11 protein-coding genes and 2 pseudogenes are annotated in these 12982 nt (G+C 59.2%); 3 read left to right on the forward strand and 10 right to left on the reverse strand.

Annotated features, from left to right (window positions below; all coding sequences use genetic code 11):
• Positions 1 to 45 precede the first annotated feature (45 nt).
• Positions 46 to 792, reverse strand: coding sequence for a hypothetical protein (locus tag ACX3P0_RS24630; RefSeq protein WP_459092765.1), 747 nt, complete (start codon positions 790 to 792; stop codon positions 46 to 48).
• A 473-nt stretch (positions 793 to 1265) separates the two neighbouring features.
• Between ACX3P0_RS24630 and ACX3P0_RS24635 the strand changes: the two are divergent.
• Positions 1266 to 1466, forward strand: a pseudogene (locus ACX3P0_RS24635) (electron transfer flavoprotein subunit alpha/FixB family protein); the annotation flags it as partial.
• 199 nt (positions 1467 to 1665) lie between these two features.
• Here the strand turns inward: ACX3P0_RS24635 and ACX3P0_RS24640 are convergent.
• The 7 genes from ACX3P0_RS24640 to ACX3P0_RS24670 all read right to left on the reverse strand — a co-directional run bounded on the left by ACX3P0_RS24640 (position 1666) and on the right by ACX3P0_RS24670 (position 9412).
• The gene (locus tag ACX3P0_RS24640) at positions 1666 to 2592 is read right to left on the reverse strand and encodes a serine hydrolase (protein ID WP_459092767.1); all 927 of its coding nucleotides are present in this window, start codon (positions 2590 to 2592) and stop codon (positions 1666 to 1668) included.
• A 17-nt stretch (positions 2593 to 2609) separates the two neighbouring features.
• Positions 2610 to 3635 carry an ABC transporter ATP-binding protein gene (locus ACX3P0_RS24645; RefSeq protein ID WP_459092769.1) on the reverse strand — a complete coding sequence of 342 codons (1026 nt, stop codon included), beginning with the start codon at positions 3633 to 3635 and terminating at the stop codon, positions 2610 to 2612.
• Positions 3632 to 4606 carry an ABC transporter ATP-binding protein gene (locus ACX3P0_RS24650; protein WP_459092771.1) on the reverse strand — a complete coding sequence of 325 codons (975 nt, stop codon included), beginning with the start codon at positions 4604 to 4606 and terminating at the stop codon, positions 3632 to 3634. Before ACX3P0_RS24650 ends, ACX3P0_RS24645 begins: the two co-directional genes overlap by 4 nt.
• Positions 4603 to 5439 (reverse strand): ABC transporter permease, encoded by an 837-nt coding sequence (locus tag ACX3P0_RS24655; RefSeq protein WP_459092773.1) that lies wholly within the window; start codon positions 5437 to 5439, stop codon positions 4603 to 4605. Before ACX3P0_RS24655 ends, ACX3P0_RS24650 begins: the two co-directional genes overlap by 4 nt.
• On the reverse strand, positions 5436 to 6377 hold the full coding sequence (locus tag ACX3P0_RS24660; protein ID WP_459092775.1) for an ABC transporter permease: 942 nt from the start codon (positions 6375 to 6377) through the stop codon (positions 5436 to 5438). The genes ACX3P0_RS24655 and ACX3P0_RS24660 overlap by 4 nt, the downstream gene beginning before the upstream one ends.
• Before the next feature lie 70 nt (positions 6378 to 6447).
• On the reverse strand, positions 6448 to 7953 hold the full coding sequence (locus ACX3P0_RS24665; protein ID WP_459092777.1) for an ABC transporter substrate-binding protein: 1506 nt from the start codon (positions 7951 to 7953) through the stop codon (positions 6448 to 6450).
• Positions 7954 to 8071: 118 nt separating this feature from the next.
• Complete coding sequence (locus ACX3P0_RS24670; RefSeq protein ID WP_459092779.1) at positions 8072 to 9412, reverse strand: D-amino acid dehydrogenase; 1341 nt, start codon at positions 9410 to 9412, stop codon at positions 8072 to 8074.
• Positions 9413 to 9437: 25 nt separating this feature from the next.
• Here ACX3P0_RS24670 and ACX3P0_RS24675 point away from each other — a divergent pair, with 25 nt between their 5' ends.
• Positions 9438 to 10331 carry a LysR family transcriptional regulator gene (locus ACX3P0_RS24675; RefSeq protein ID WP_459092781.1) on the forward strand — a complete coding sequence of 298 codons (894 nt, stop codon included), beginning with the start codon at positions 9438 to 9440 and terminating at the stop codon, positions 10329 to 10331.
• Positions 10332 to 10409: 78 nt separating this feature from the next.
• Here the strand turns inward: ACX3P0_RS24675 and ACX3P0_RS24680 are convergent, their stop codons facing one another.
• Both ACX3P0_RS24680 and ACX3P0_RS24685 read right to left on the reverse strand, forming a co-directional pair.
• Entirely contained in the window at positions 10410 to 10667 is a 258-nt protein-coding gene (locus tag ACX3P0_RS24680; protein WP_459092785.1) for a hypothetical protein, read from the reverse strand.
• Between the two features lie 50 nt (positions 10668 to 10717).
• Positions 10718 to 11323: pseudogene (locus tag ACX3P0_RS24685) on the reverse strand (serine hydrolase); the annotation flags it as partial.
• Positions 11324 to 11642: 319 nt separating this feature from the next.
• On the opposite strand from ACX3P0_RS24685, the gene ACX3P0_RS24690 reads away from it, so the two are divergent.
• Positions 11643 to 12833 carry an RNA-dependent RNA polymerase family protein gene (locus ACX3P0_RS24690; RefSeq protein WP_459092783.1) on the forward strand — a complete coding sequence of 397 codons (1191 nt, stop codon included), beginning with the start codon at positions 11643 to 11645 and terminating at the stop codon, positions 12831 to 12833.
• Positions 12834 to 12982 lie beyond the last annotated feature (149 nt).

Raw genomic sequence — 12982 nt, forward strand, 5'->3', positions numbered from 1 at the left:
CGTCATCCGAAATGGCCAGTGCGGCACATGTCTTGATTGAAACAATCAGTATGCCACTCCAGTATGGCGGACATACGATCGTTTCTTCCGTGACTGTCGGCGGGCCTGGAGCTGCGTCTCTTCGGCAGTGAGAAGCTGCTTCAGCTTTTGGCATACGCCCGCGAGATCGTCCGGGATATCGAGGCCAAACGGTCGGAAGGCGACCTCGTTCTTTTCCTGGACATGGACCGAGCCGCAGTCGCGGTCGAAAACGCTGACCGCCGACAATATGCCGTCAGCCCGGCCGTCATCCGTCCACGGGACCGGATCAGCAGGCACACCGTCTTTGAGGATGTTAAACGTGGCCGTAGCTCTTCCCGCTGGGGGCGGGTTATAGGCGTCGGGCATGATCTCGCCCGCCTTCCGTGCCCTGCACGCTCGCTTCAGAACGCGTCCGTAGCCCGACTTGCCCGCGCCGTTCGGGCCGTAGATTACCGTCAGACCGCTTGTTTCGAAATCGAGGGTCTGACCGGGCGCTAGCTGGTTCACACCTACGATTGTCCCCATGGCAGCCAAGGCGACGGAAACGCCATCGCCGGGATTGGCCGGGAGATGCGCTGCTTCCAGAACTGCCGGTTCCTGTTCAATGCCCGTCGTGCCGTGTCCTTTCTTGCACAGCGCCAGCAAGTCGGTAACCGCGGCCTCATTCGGCGTCCCTGCGACGACAATGCGCCGCAATGCGTCGCGCTGCCAAAATGGACGATCTACAGACCAATCAAGAAGCGTTTCCAGTACGGTACGCTGCGCTTTCATGGCTACAGGCCCGCCCCTTTGAGCATTGCCGCGCGTACGATTTTCGATGCAGTAATGAACCCCATGTTTCCCCCAGTCTCTTTTTTGGCCCGGCGAGAGACTGGCCAGTAATTACGCCAGTAGACAACAGGGCAAGCCTGCGAGGCGAGTCGTTATTATAATTTCATAAGACATATCGGTGTGGGGTACGTAACCTCTGTCAACAGGGCGACAAAGATACATGAATCACGCTCGTTGCAGCTGCTAAAAATTACATAGCGCAAACAATGACATACAAGTGCCCAGTTTCATCCTGCCCGGCGCGCCATTTATCCACCATTCTGGAACGAACTGCGAACTCCGTTTACTCGCGGATAGGCCGCGTCCGAGCATGCCTTGCGGCAAGGTGTGGCTGGTCGGCGAGCGCGGGCCGACTGGAGAGCGAATAATTCGTATCGAATCTACCGACCAAGCCCCAAGCTCCGAAGAGGAACGCTCGCCATCCCGACCTCCAGGCCTTCGTCGAGAACCGCCTGTGGGAAAGCGGCCGTCTGGAACTGACCTCGGCCAAGATCATCATTTCGGGCGGCCGCCGCCGGCTCCTCGGCGAAGTTCCAGGAAATGATCCCGCCGGCGCCCACAAGCCCGGTGCAACTGGGCGCGCCTCGCGCGCAGCAGTCAACGCCGGCTACGCGCGAGTGCAACCCGTAGTACGAATTCCCCGCGCTCATAGGAAATGGCGATGCCGCGAAGTGCATCACGCCGACGCTCTATGCCTTACATGGGCATTTCCGGGTTAAGGGATTAGATCCACCTGCCCACACGGCTTAGAAGCCTGTTAACCTTAATTCTTATTACAGATTCATTGTCTCGCGGACTTATTATGGGTTTCCATCAAAAAAGTAACTCCGCGGCATACTTGGCGAATGCGGGCAGCATGGAAAGGTTGTCCGATACCGCCTGACCTTCGGTGAAAACAACCAGGATAAAAGCCTTGCCGTTCGGCAGTTCGACATAGGCGGCATCGTGACGCCGATAACTTGCTGTCACATCGCCCGTCCACGTGGTGTGTCCCGCCTTTGACCACAGCCTAGAGCCTGCCGGAAGCCCAGCCCCGAAATAGCCTTCCACCTGCGCGGCCGGAAGGGTGATAAATGCTGGATCGAGCGGTCGATGAAGAAGTTCCGCCATGTTGCGGCTACGCGCTGCCGTTACAAGGCGTCCGGTAAATATGGCGTAGAACAAGCGGGCGGCGGAGACGGTGCTCAGGCGGTTGTGATTGTTGCCGCCAAGCCTGGCGAATACGTGTTCACGTCCGTAGCGGTCGTCGTCCATCAATTTTTGACAGACGTTGATGCCTTGCAATTCCGGCCAACCCAGCCCCTGCATGTATCCGTTGACCCAGTTGCGCTGCTCGACCCAATCGCGCATCGCCGCATCGTCGAGCAACGTATCGCCGGTCGTGCCGGTAACCAGGTCGATGATGTAATTCGTCGCCGTATTGCTCGACCAGGCGATCATATCATGCATGGCCCGGTCAAGTTCGACATGAGGCTGAACCGCCCCTTCTTCGAGGCGAGCTTCAACCGCGGCCAGGTAAAAGGCCTTGACGACGCTGCACGGATAGAAGTCCTTCGCACCGTTGTGGCTATAACCGGCCGGGCGGTCGTGAGTTCCGGGCACCAGTGGCGCATCGAGCGGTACAAACGTGAACGCCATGTGATCGCGATCCAGCCCGATGGCACCGAACCGGTCCAAGGCCCACGTGACGAGATTTTCGCCCAACATGCGAGAGCGATCCGTTTCATCGTAGAACATCATCAATAAACTCCTGTAATTCAATCGATCTCGTACATCCTGATGCAGCGTACGTCGTGAGATTCGTCATAGGCCACGAGGGGTGGCCGCTCGGCGCGGCATGCAGTCTGAGCCCAGGCACAGCGGCTTGAAAAACTGCACCCTACGGGCGGATGGAGTGGGTCCGGCGGTTCGCCTTCCAAGCTGGTAACGGTCGTCCTGCGGTCTGGGTCGGGCCATGGGATCGCCGATAGAAGCGCCTTCGTATAGGGATGACGCGGTGCTTCGAATAGCGCGTCAGCCTGAGTGATTTCCATCACCTCGCCCAGATACATGACGGCGACCCGATGGCTGATATGGCGAACCACGTTGAGGTCGTGGGCGATAAAGATGAAGGCGATGCCTAGGCGGTCGCGCAATTCCTCGAACAGGTTGATGATTTGTGCCTGGACGGAAGCGTCGAGAGCTGAAACCGGCTCGTCCGCGATGATAAGCCTCGGCTCCACCGCAAGGGCGCGCGCGATGCTGACGCGCTGGCGCTGGCCTCCGCTCATCGCGTGCGGCAGGCGCTCCTTGTGGCGCGGGGACAGTCCCACGGTCGCCAGCAGTTCATCGACCCGTGCCATTCGTGTCTCTCTGCCGCCATGAAGGCCATGTGCGATCAGAACCTCCTCGATCGTCTGTCCCACGGTCATGCGCGGGTTGAGCGAGGAGTATGGGTCCTGGAAAATCATCTGGATCAGCCGGCTCGCGGCGCGCCGGTCGCCTATTTCGGCGAGCGGGTGTCCCTGCCAAAACATCTCACCGGCGCTAGGGGTGTTCAGCCCGGCGATGCAGCGGCCGAGTGTGCTTTTACCGCAGCCGCTTTCACCCACCACCCCGAGGACTTCGCCGGGACGGATGGTAAAAGACACGTCGCGCACCGCTTGCAGTACGCTGCCACGGCGCCCCGCCAGGGCCTGGACAAGGCTACGCCCTTGCTCGAAGCTCTTGGATAGTCCGCGAACTTCGAGCAGAGGAGAAGTATCTGCCCGAACTGGTTCCATAATTTCCGCCGAGCCGCTCAAAGCCCAAGCTCCCCGGCACGCAAGCACGCAGTATCATGTCCGGCCTCGATGGGCTGCAATGACGGCTGGACGGTTCTGCAAACCGCCGTCGCGAAATCACAACGAGGGTGGAAACGGCATCCGGCGGGCGGCGACGAGAGATCCGGCGGTTCGCCGCCGAGTGGCTTGAGACGAGTGCCGCGGCCGGTATGGGCTGGCAGGGCATCCAGCAGGGCGCGGGTATAGGGATGCGCCGGCCGCCGAAAGACCTGCCGCGTGTCGCCGCGTTCAACGATGCGTCCGGCATACATCACGGCCACGCGATCGCAGGTCTGCGCCACTACGCCAAGATCGTGCGTCACCATCAGCACCGCGAGACCGGTTTCGTCGCGCAGTCTCAGGATCAGCTTGAGTATCTGATCCTGAATGGTCACGTCGAGCGCCGTTGTCGGCTCATCGGCAATGAGCAGGCGGGGGCGGCAGGCAAGCGCAATGGCGATCAGGACGCGCTGGCGCATGCCGCCGCTGAATTCATGCGGATAGGCCGCAAGTCTGGACGCAGCCGAGGTGACGCCGACGCTTTCCAGCAAGGCGATCACTTCCTTGCGCGCAGGTTCGCCCCGCAAGCCGCGATGGCGGCGTACGCCCTCGGCGACCTGCTCGCCAATGCGCATGGTCGGGTTCAGCGCGGTCATCGGATCCTGAAAGATCATGGCAATCTGCGCGCCACGGATATCCTCCATGGCACGGTCCGAAAGCCGGGCCAGGTCCTGGCCCTCGAAGAGAATGCCGTCCGCAGCGACTTCGGCTGAAGCGCCACCGAAGAGGCGGATCAGCGAGCGACATGTCGCGCTCTTGCCGCAGCCCGATTCTCCGACGAGGCCGAATATCTCGCCAGGGCGGATATCGAAGCTCACGCCATCGACGGCGGTAACCGCGCCAAAGCGGGTGACGAGATTCTCGACCTGCAACAGGGGTGGCGACACGCTCATTCCTTCGGCCTCAGAAAATCATCGAGCCCGTCGCCAAGGAAAGCGAAAGTGACACCGACATAGACAATGGCCAGACCGGGGAACAGCGACCCCCACCACCCATCAATGATGAAATTGCGGCCTTCGGAAATCATCACACCCCATTCCGGGGTCGGCGGCTGGATGCCGAGGCCGAGAAAACCGAGTGCCGTTACGGCCAGAATGGTCAGCACCACATCCGCCATCATGAAGACGATGGCCGGCGCGATGACGTTTGGAAGAACATGGCGCAAGATGATGCGCGCCTGGCTGTAGCCGAGAACCTGGGCAGCCTGCACATATTCCATGCGCTTCACCAACAGCACCTCGCCGCGCACGATGCGGGCGAAGGATATCCACGCCACCAGGGTAAAGGCCATGTACATGTTGAACAGGCTTGGCCCGAGTGAGCCGACAATGGCGATGACCAGCACATAGAACGGGAACGCCCAAAGCACGTCGACGATGCGCATCAGCACCACATCCGTCAGGCCTCCGACATAGCCGGAGATCAGGCCGACGGCACTGCCGATAAGAAAAGGAATGAACACGCAGATGATCGCGATCTGCAGGTCTATGCCTGCCGCCGCCACCACTCGGGCAAAGACATCGCGGCCCAGATCGTCGGTGCCGAACCAGTGGTCGCCGCCCGGCGGCAACAACGCCCGTTCGAAATTCACTTCGCTCGTGTCTCCGTGCATGAACAACGGCGCCAGGAGAATGAGCAAAGCCAATGCGACGAGCATGGCCAGCCCAACCTGTAGCGACAGGTTACGCCGAAAGCGCCCCCGAGTTTCAGCGGAGACCCAACTCATGACAGCTTCACTCTCGGGTCGGCGGCTGCGTAGGCGATATCGGTGATCAGGTTGATCAGTACGACCAGAACAGCGAAGGTCACCGTCAACCCTTGGACCATGGGATAGTCGCGCGCCGATATCGATGAAAGCAGAAGATAGCCGAGGCCGGGGATCGCAAACACCGCTTCGATCACGACCGTGCCGCCGATGACCCAACTGGTATGCACGCCAAGTACGGAGATCGTGCTGATAAGCGAATTGCGCAGCACATGGGCGAACAACACGCGCCGCGAGCGCAGGCCCTTGGCGAGCGCCGTATCGACGTAGTCAGCCTTCAACACGTCGATAAGGCTGGAGCGCAGGGAACGGATCGTCAGCGCCGCCGTGCCCAGCGCAATGATGAAGGACGGCAGGAATAGATGATATAGGCGACCCAGTATCCCTTCGCCCGATCCCGAGACGGGAAAGACGGGAAAGGCGATGCTGAGCAAAAGAACCAGGAGCACACCGAGCCAGAATGCCGGCATGGACATCATCACCACGAAGAATACCTTGATGGCGTGGTCGACGATGCCACCTTTGTGAAGCGCGGCCATCAGCGCAAATGGAATGGTCATGACGACCGCCAGCACCGTGCTGAAACCGACCAGCGCCAATGTAGTCCATAGGCGCTCGAGGATCAGAGGCCCGACCGCGGTGTGATAGGCGATGGATTGACCGAAACTGCCGCGCAGCATGTCGCCAAGAAATCCGAGATATTGCTGCCATAGCGGGCGATCGAGGCCGAGTTGCGTCGTCAACCGGGCGATGTCTTCCGCCGTTCCACGACTGCCGAGGATCAGCGTGGCCGGATCGCCCGGCAACACCCGCAACAAAAGGAAGGCGATCAGCGTTATTCCAAGGAGGACCGGAATCAGCTGCAACAATCGCCCAAACGTAAATTTCAGTAAAACCATTGCCTCGTCTTGTTGATTGAGCGACGAAGCCGCCGGCTCGATGCCGGCGGCTCGCTCCTGATGGAGTTGTCTACCTCACGACCACGTCTTCAAGCCGATAGTTGGACGTGGGAAGAACCTCGAACCCCTCCACGTTCTTGCGGCTCGCATAGGGCATGCCTTGGTGGTAGAGGAAGATGAACGGCGCGCCGTCATGGACACGCGTCTCCATCTCCTTGAACATTGCGCCCCGCTCCGGGCCGTCCAGCGTCTGCCGCTCCTGCTCGTAAAGCGTGTTCACGCGCTCATCCTTCCATTGCGTATGAAATGCGTTTGCCCGCTCGGGGTTGATCGACGTGAAACCGATGATCTGATCGGGATCGATGGTGTCGCTGGAGGCGTAGCTCAACGACATCTCGTAATTGCCGCTCTTCGTCGTGCTGAACTGCGAACTGCCTTCGATGCCCTGGAGTTGAAGATCGACCCCGATGTCCTTCAGGTTGCTTTGCAGGGCGCTGGCGACCTGCCGATAGGTGACATCGCCCGATTGAACCAGCATAGAAGCCTTGAAGCCATTCTCGTAGCCCGCCTCCTTCAGCAGCGCCTTGGCCTTTGCCACGTCGTGCGGATAGGGCTTCAAATCCTCGTTATGGTACGCCATGATTGGCAGTGCGGTCGAAGCGGCTTTGCCGTTCCCGCGCAGCACGCCCTTCACGATGGCATCCTTGTCGACGGCGTAGTTCAGAGCCTGCCGCACCCTTTCATCATCGAACGGCTTCTTGGTGGTGTTCAACTGGACCAATTCGATACGGAACACGTCGGCGACGCCGACATTCAGGTCCGGATCACTCTTGAGTTGGCTAACCTGATTGAACGGAATGCCAACGATCGCATCGACCTCGCCAGCCTTGAGCTTCAGGACGCGCGAATTATCCTCGGCTATGACCTGGATTTCGACTTCATCGACGGCGGGCTTGCCCGACTGCCAGTAGTTCGAGTTCTTGGCGAGAACGATCTTCTCTCCATGTTTCCATGTCTTGACGGTGAACGGACCCGACCCGAAGGGGGCCTGGAAGAAGTCCGCGCCTTTGGCCTCGACCTCCTTTTTGGGAAGAATAGAGGCGCTGAACATGCCCAAATTGTTCAACAACGGCGTGAACGGCTTGTCGAGATTGAACGTGATGGTCTTCGCATCGACCACGGTATATTTGGTGATCGGCTTGAAGAAACGAGCCCAGTCGGATTTTTCGCCGGCCGCGCGTTGCAGCGAGTAGATGACGTCATCGGCAGTCACGGCTTCGCCATTTGCGAATTTCGCATCGCGGAGCGTAAAGGTATATTCTAGGCCGTCCGGGGAAACCGTCCATTTCTCAGCGAGGCCCGGCTCCAGCTTCGTGCCGTCCCTGGATGGGCGGACGAGTTGGTCGAAAATCAGCAGTTCCGTCCAGATCGAAGCGTTATCGCTCGATGCGATAGGATCGAGTGTCAGGGCATCGGAGGCGATCGCCACCTTGAGATCAGCGGCCTGGGCCGGCCATACCGTTCCGACCGTGGCCAGAACGCCAAATATTGCCGCAGCCGAGAGGCCAAGCCTCATTTTGCGGCTGCTCTTTCCGAATACTGTGTGATCATATGCTCCCATTATTCCGTTCTCCTTGTGCTTCGTGCTGTTAATTTTGACGGTTGCCGCACGTTCGCTTACCGCCTTGCTTCGATCAATGCACCGTTCCGAGACGGAACGGCCGTGCGTCTATGGTTGTCGGGTCTCCCTGCATAAGCTCGGTAACGAGCTTGGCACTCCCGCAGGCCAGTGTGAAGCCAAGGGCACCGTGTCCGACATTGAGATAGAGATTTTCGAATGGGCTGACGCCGACGATCGGTTTACCTTGGGCGGTCGCCGGGCGGTCGCCGGCCCAAACCTTGGCGGTGTCGAGCGGTCCGAGATCGGGAAAGCTGGCGCGCACATGGCGTTTCAGCATCTCGGTCCTTTCTAGATCGACCACACCATGCGCCGCGCCTATATCCACCATGGCTGCGATGCGGATGATGGAGCCAAGCCGAGCATAGACAATCTTGTTTTGGCTATCGGTGACGCTGATCTTGAGCGTATCGCACGAACCATCCACGGGTATGCTTAAACTGTAACCCTTGAGCGCGCAGAGCGGAAGGCGCACGCCCAGCGGGCGCATCAGGTCGCGGCTGGAAAGCCCTGCGGTCATCACGAACAGATCCGCTTCGACATCCCCATGGTTCGTCCGCACCGCGCGTAGCCGCTGCCTCTCCGTCTTCAGGCAACCAACCTTGTGATGATAGAGCCGTTCGACACCGTAGCGGTCGCGCAGCAATCCGTCGAGCGCCGTGCAAAACTTGTGACAATCGCCGACATCCTCCGATGGCGTGAAAACGCCCCCGACGAGATTACCGCGCATCCCCTCGAGTGCGGGCTCCAGCGCAATGCAGGCATCCGCGTCGAGCAGGCTCTGGTCCGCACCGAGATCCCGCTGAAAGGCGACCAGATCAGCCGCTGCCTGCAAGCTTCGCCGGTCGCGGTGAATGACGAGCTTGCCACGGTGGCCGAAATCGAAATCGATGGCCTCGCATGCCACCATTTCTCCGATCATCTCGCGGCTCAGATAGGCAAGAGTGCTGAGTTCGGCCATATGCCGACGGTAGGAGGAAGGCCAGCAAGCCGCAAGAAAATGCATCACCCAAGCCCATTGAGTGGGCCGTGCCCTCAGACGGAAACGCAGCGGCGAGTTGCGGTCAAAGAGGTATCTCGGCAGAGACAGAAACGCCGACGGTGCCGCTAGTGGCGCGACATAGGAATAACTGAGCTGACCACCATTGGCATAGCTGGCTCCCTGGCCGGGCAGGCCATTGCAGTCGACGATCGTGACCCGATGCCCTTCTCGCGCCAGGAAATAGGCGGTCGTCAGACCGATTACGCCTGCTCCCACTACGCAAACTCGCATGCCCGCACTCGCCCCTCCAAGCGGCTGACTATGCAGTTCCGAAGAGCGCATACAAGTACATTTGCTTGCTGTATGTATATTCAAAAGTTATAGGCTGGAGGCTCAAATCATGCAATTGCGCCACATAGAAGCGTGTCACGCCGTTCTGCAAACAGGGGCCATCGCCCGCGCCGCGCGCGTGCTTGGAGTTAGCCAGCCGGCAGTAAGCAAACTTATCAAGCATGCCGAGCAGCAGCTCGGGTTTCGATTGTTCGAAAGGCTCAAGGGACGGCTCGTTCCGACTCGCGAAGCGACATTGCTGTCGCCCGAAATCGAGAAACTGTTCCATCAGCTCGACCAAGTCCAGCAGCTCAGTCGCAACCTGTTGCCTAGCCGGCAGGATCGTATCCGCATAGGCTGCATCCCGAGTCTCGGCTTAAGTCTCATGCCGCGTGCCATCAAACAATTCCAGTTACGGAATCCCGACATTCGCTACGAGGTCCACACCCGTCATACGTCGGAGCTTATCGACAGCTTGATGGCGCAGCGTCTTGACATTGCGTTCACCTTCGACCCGGAACCACAAGTCGGGATCCGTGCCGAAAAGCTATGCCAAGGCGAGCTGGTGTGTTTTCAGGACGCGGACAGACCGTGGCGAGATGATCAAATCCGCCTGTCGGATATCAACCCGGCCGATCTGATCGGCTTGATCGGCGATGATCCGCTGGGACGCCTTCTCGACGAGCGGCTGAAACAGATCGGTGTCATGCCTACCCAACGGATACAGGTACAGACATATTACGTCGCCTGTTCGCTTGCTGAAAACGGGTGCGGCATCGCTGTCGTAGACGCATTCACGGCTAACTCCTTTCGCAAATCCCACAAAATACGCATCTTGAAAATCGTCCCGGCAATCCGCTTCAACGTCTACGCGGTCTACAGCGACCTTCGGCCTCTCTCCCACTACGCCAATCTATTCGTCAAACGCGTCAAGAGTAGCTGCCAGACGGAAGGGCAGACATAATCTTTGCCTGCGGCGTAAGCGGACCCCAATAATGCCCCCGATTGTGGGGGGATTATTGTCATCTTGTTGAAATCGGTCTCAGCCGATTTTCTTGTAAGCTAAATTTCTGGCCAGCCAGCAGCCCAAAACGAAACCGCAAACGTCCCCGGCATCGTCCCGCTCGACCTGGATCGTCCATCGACCCGGTGCAGGCGCGTCCATCGACCGCTGGCAGGACAGGACGAACAGGTATTCTCCCACCGGATGAATGGCATGCATAGGTCCAGTGCCCAGAATACCTTCGAAGCGGCCGAAGAGAACGCTTCCGGTAGCTGCGATATTGAGGAAGCCATCCATTTCACGAGAAAATAGCGCCCTTCCAAGCCTTCTCCGCCTTGGCCTACGACGCGGGTCGCTACCGCCTTCAGGTTTTCGCCCGGACGCGCCAGTTGGATGGCGTTGCCATCACGCGACAGCGTCATCGAGGACGAGGAGGCGATACCATTGGCACCAACATAGAGGCGATCGGGAGACGTGCCGTAGTGCTTATTGAGTGTCGAGCTGTCTACCTCTATGCCGAGCAAAAGGCCGTTGGCGGCATCCAGATAATCACCATTCCAGTCGGAGGCGATAGGGTCGGCGCCACCCCCCGCTTCACTTTGCCCCAGAATAGACTGCATCAGCCCGCGCGCCGCCTCGTGGTTGAACAATACGACCACGGACAATCTCTTCGACGGAGCGTAGAGGCGCTGACAGCGAAAGCCGCTTAACGCACCGCCATGGCCGGTCACGGGGATATCCCCGATGGTTTCGTGAGCAAGGCCGGAACCATAGCGCGCAGGCGTACCGTCCGAAAAAGCCGGTGTCCTCGATAGGCGGCGGTAAAGGCCGCTAGCATCGTCTCTGGTGGCATCGATATGGCATTCCCAGGCCAGCATGTCGTCGAGCGAGGCCGAAATGCCAGCATCGCCGCTCCAATAGATGCGGCGTTTCTCACGAGAGACGCGGCGCAACTAAATACTTCAATGCGCGATCACACCAGTTCGACGTATCCAATCAATTCCGCAGAGTAACTCCCATCGCCGTTCGCGGCCCCTTTGTGCATCAGCTCGCGCTGCAAAGTTGGTTCTACCGCTGAAGCGAACAGACCTACTCTCTCGTCGCCCGACAAAGCAGGAGCTGCGGCTTCTCCTTTTAAGAATTGCATAGACTGGCGTTCAACTGCTGGAACTCTTGAGCCATCTTTCCGCACGGCGACAGGCTGTACGAAGACGCGCTTCAAACGCGATCGCACTGCCGCTCGACCTCGCTTGTGCGGCTCTAGCTACGCGTATGGATGCCACTTACACGCGCTATGCCGACGATCTAAGCTTCTCCGGCAACGCTGGGCTGCCTGAACTCGATGCGATCCGCCAACTGGTCCAGGAGCAGGGCTTCTTGCTCGCGGAGCAGAAGACGCGCCGATCTAAGATCGGCCAGGCGCACTATGTGACGGGGCTCAGCATCAGCGACCCCGCGCAGCCTCATGTGCCGCGCGTGCGGAAGCGCCGGTTGCGGCAGGAGCTCTATTACGCCGGAAAGTTCGGGCTCGCTGACCACCTCCGGCACCTTGGTATCAATGATCCTCGAGTGGTCCAGCAAGAAGTGAATCGGATCGACGGGACGGTTCGATTCGTCGCGCATCATGAACCGATAATCGCCACCCAGCTAAAGGCGTGCTGGCGGGCGGCTTTGCAAGCGGAAGGCATGAAACCGAGCTTCGCGCCGCGTGGACAATACCGAGCACCTTTCTATCTCTTCATCGACGAGGCCGAGTTCGAGCGAGGAGGTCGTAATATCCTCGCGATTGGCATGACCATGAGCCAGCATGGGCCCCGGATGGTCACCGAGGGGCAGCAGGTGTTGGCCGCAGCGTTGGCGGATATGTTTTTGGACGGAGACGCGGAAGCGCTGCGTAAGCGTGGGCTCCATTATGTGGATGCGACCGAGGATCTCAGGATCGAATACATAAAGCGCCTCGCCGGGATGCGCTTCGAGGGGTATGTGGCGTTCGCCGAATATGACGGGCCTAAGAGCTATGAGGAAACCTATCTCCGGCTGCTTGGTGCGATGATCGAGCGCAGGCTGAAAGCCGCAGAAAGCCAATTCGCGTTTCTCTACTTTGAGCAAAACGACAAAGTCTCCGCCGCCAAGGTCGAGGCACTTGTCCAACGCGCGTTCGATGGGCTCAAAGCCCGCAATGACCGTCGGCCCGCCGGGTTTAGCATCCAAGCGGTCTCAAAGCCCCATCTCGGCATCAGTGCGCCGGATTTCCTGCTCGGTGTGCTTGGCAAATACCTAAAATCGAAGCCGACACCACTAGGCAAGCCGGAGCCGCGCGACCGACTGTTATTCGAACGCCTCCGCGACAAATATCGCTTAATCCTCGATTTGACGACTTGGACGGAATATTCGCGGAGGCGACCGATCCTTCCTTGGAGTGATACCAAAGCGGCTGACGCAAACAGCGAAGAGAACGAATGACGGGTTTCGAGAATCGAGACATAGCCTCTGAATGGCCGAATAGGCGCGGTGGGTTCAACCGATCGTCGCAACACCTTTAATCTGAGAAGATGAGGAGGTGTCGCATGGTCACGTCACGGGTGTGGTTTACCGCAGAACAGAAGGTCGAG

This window comes from Mesorhizobium sp. A556 (genome assembly GCF_054489545.1).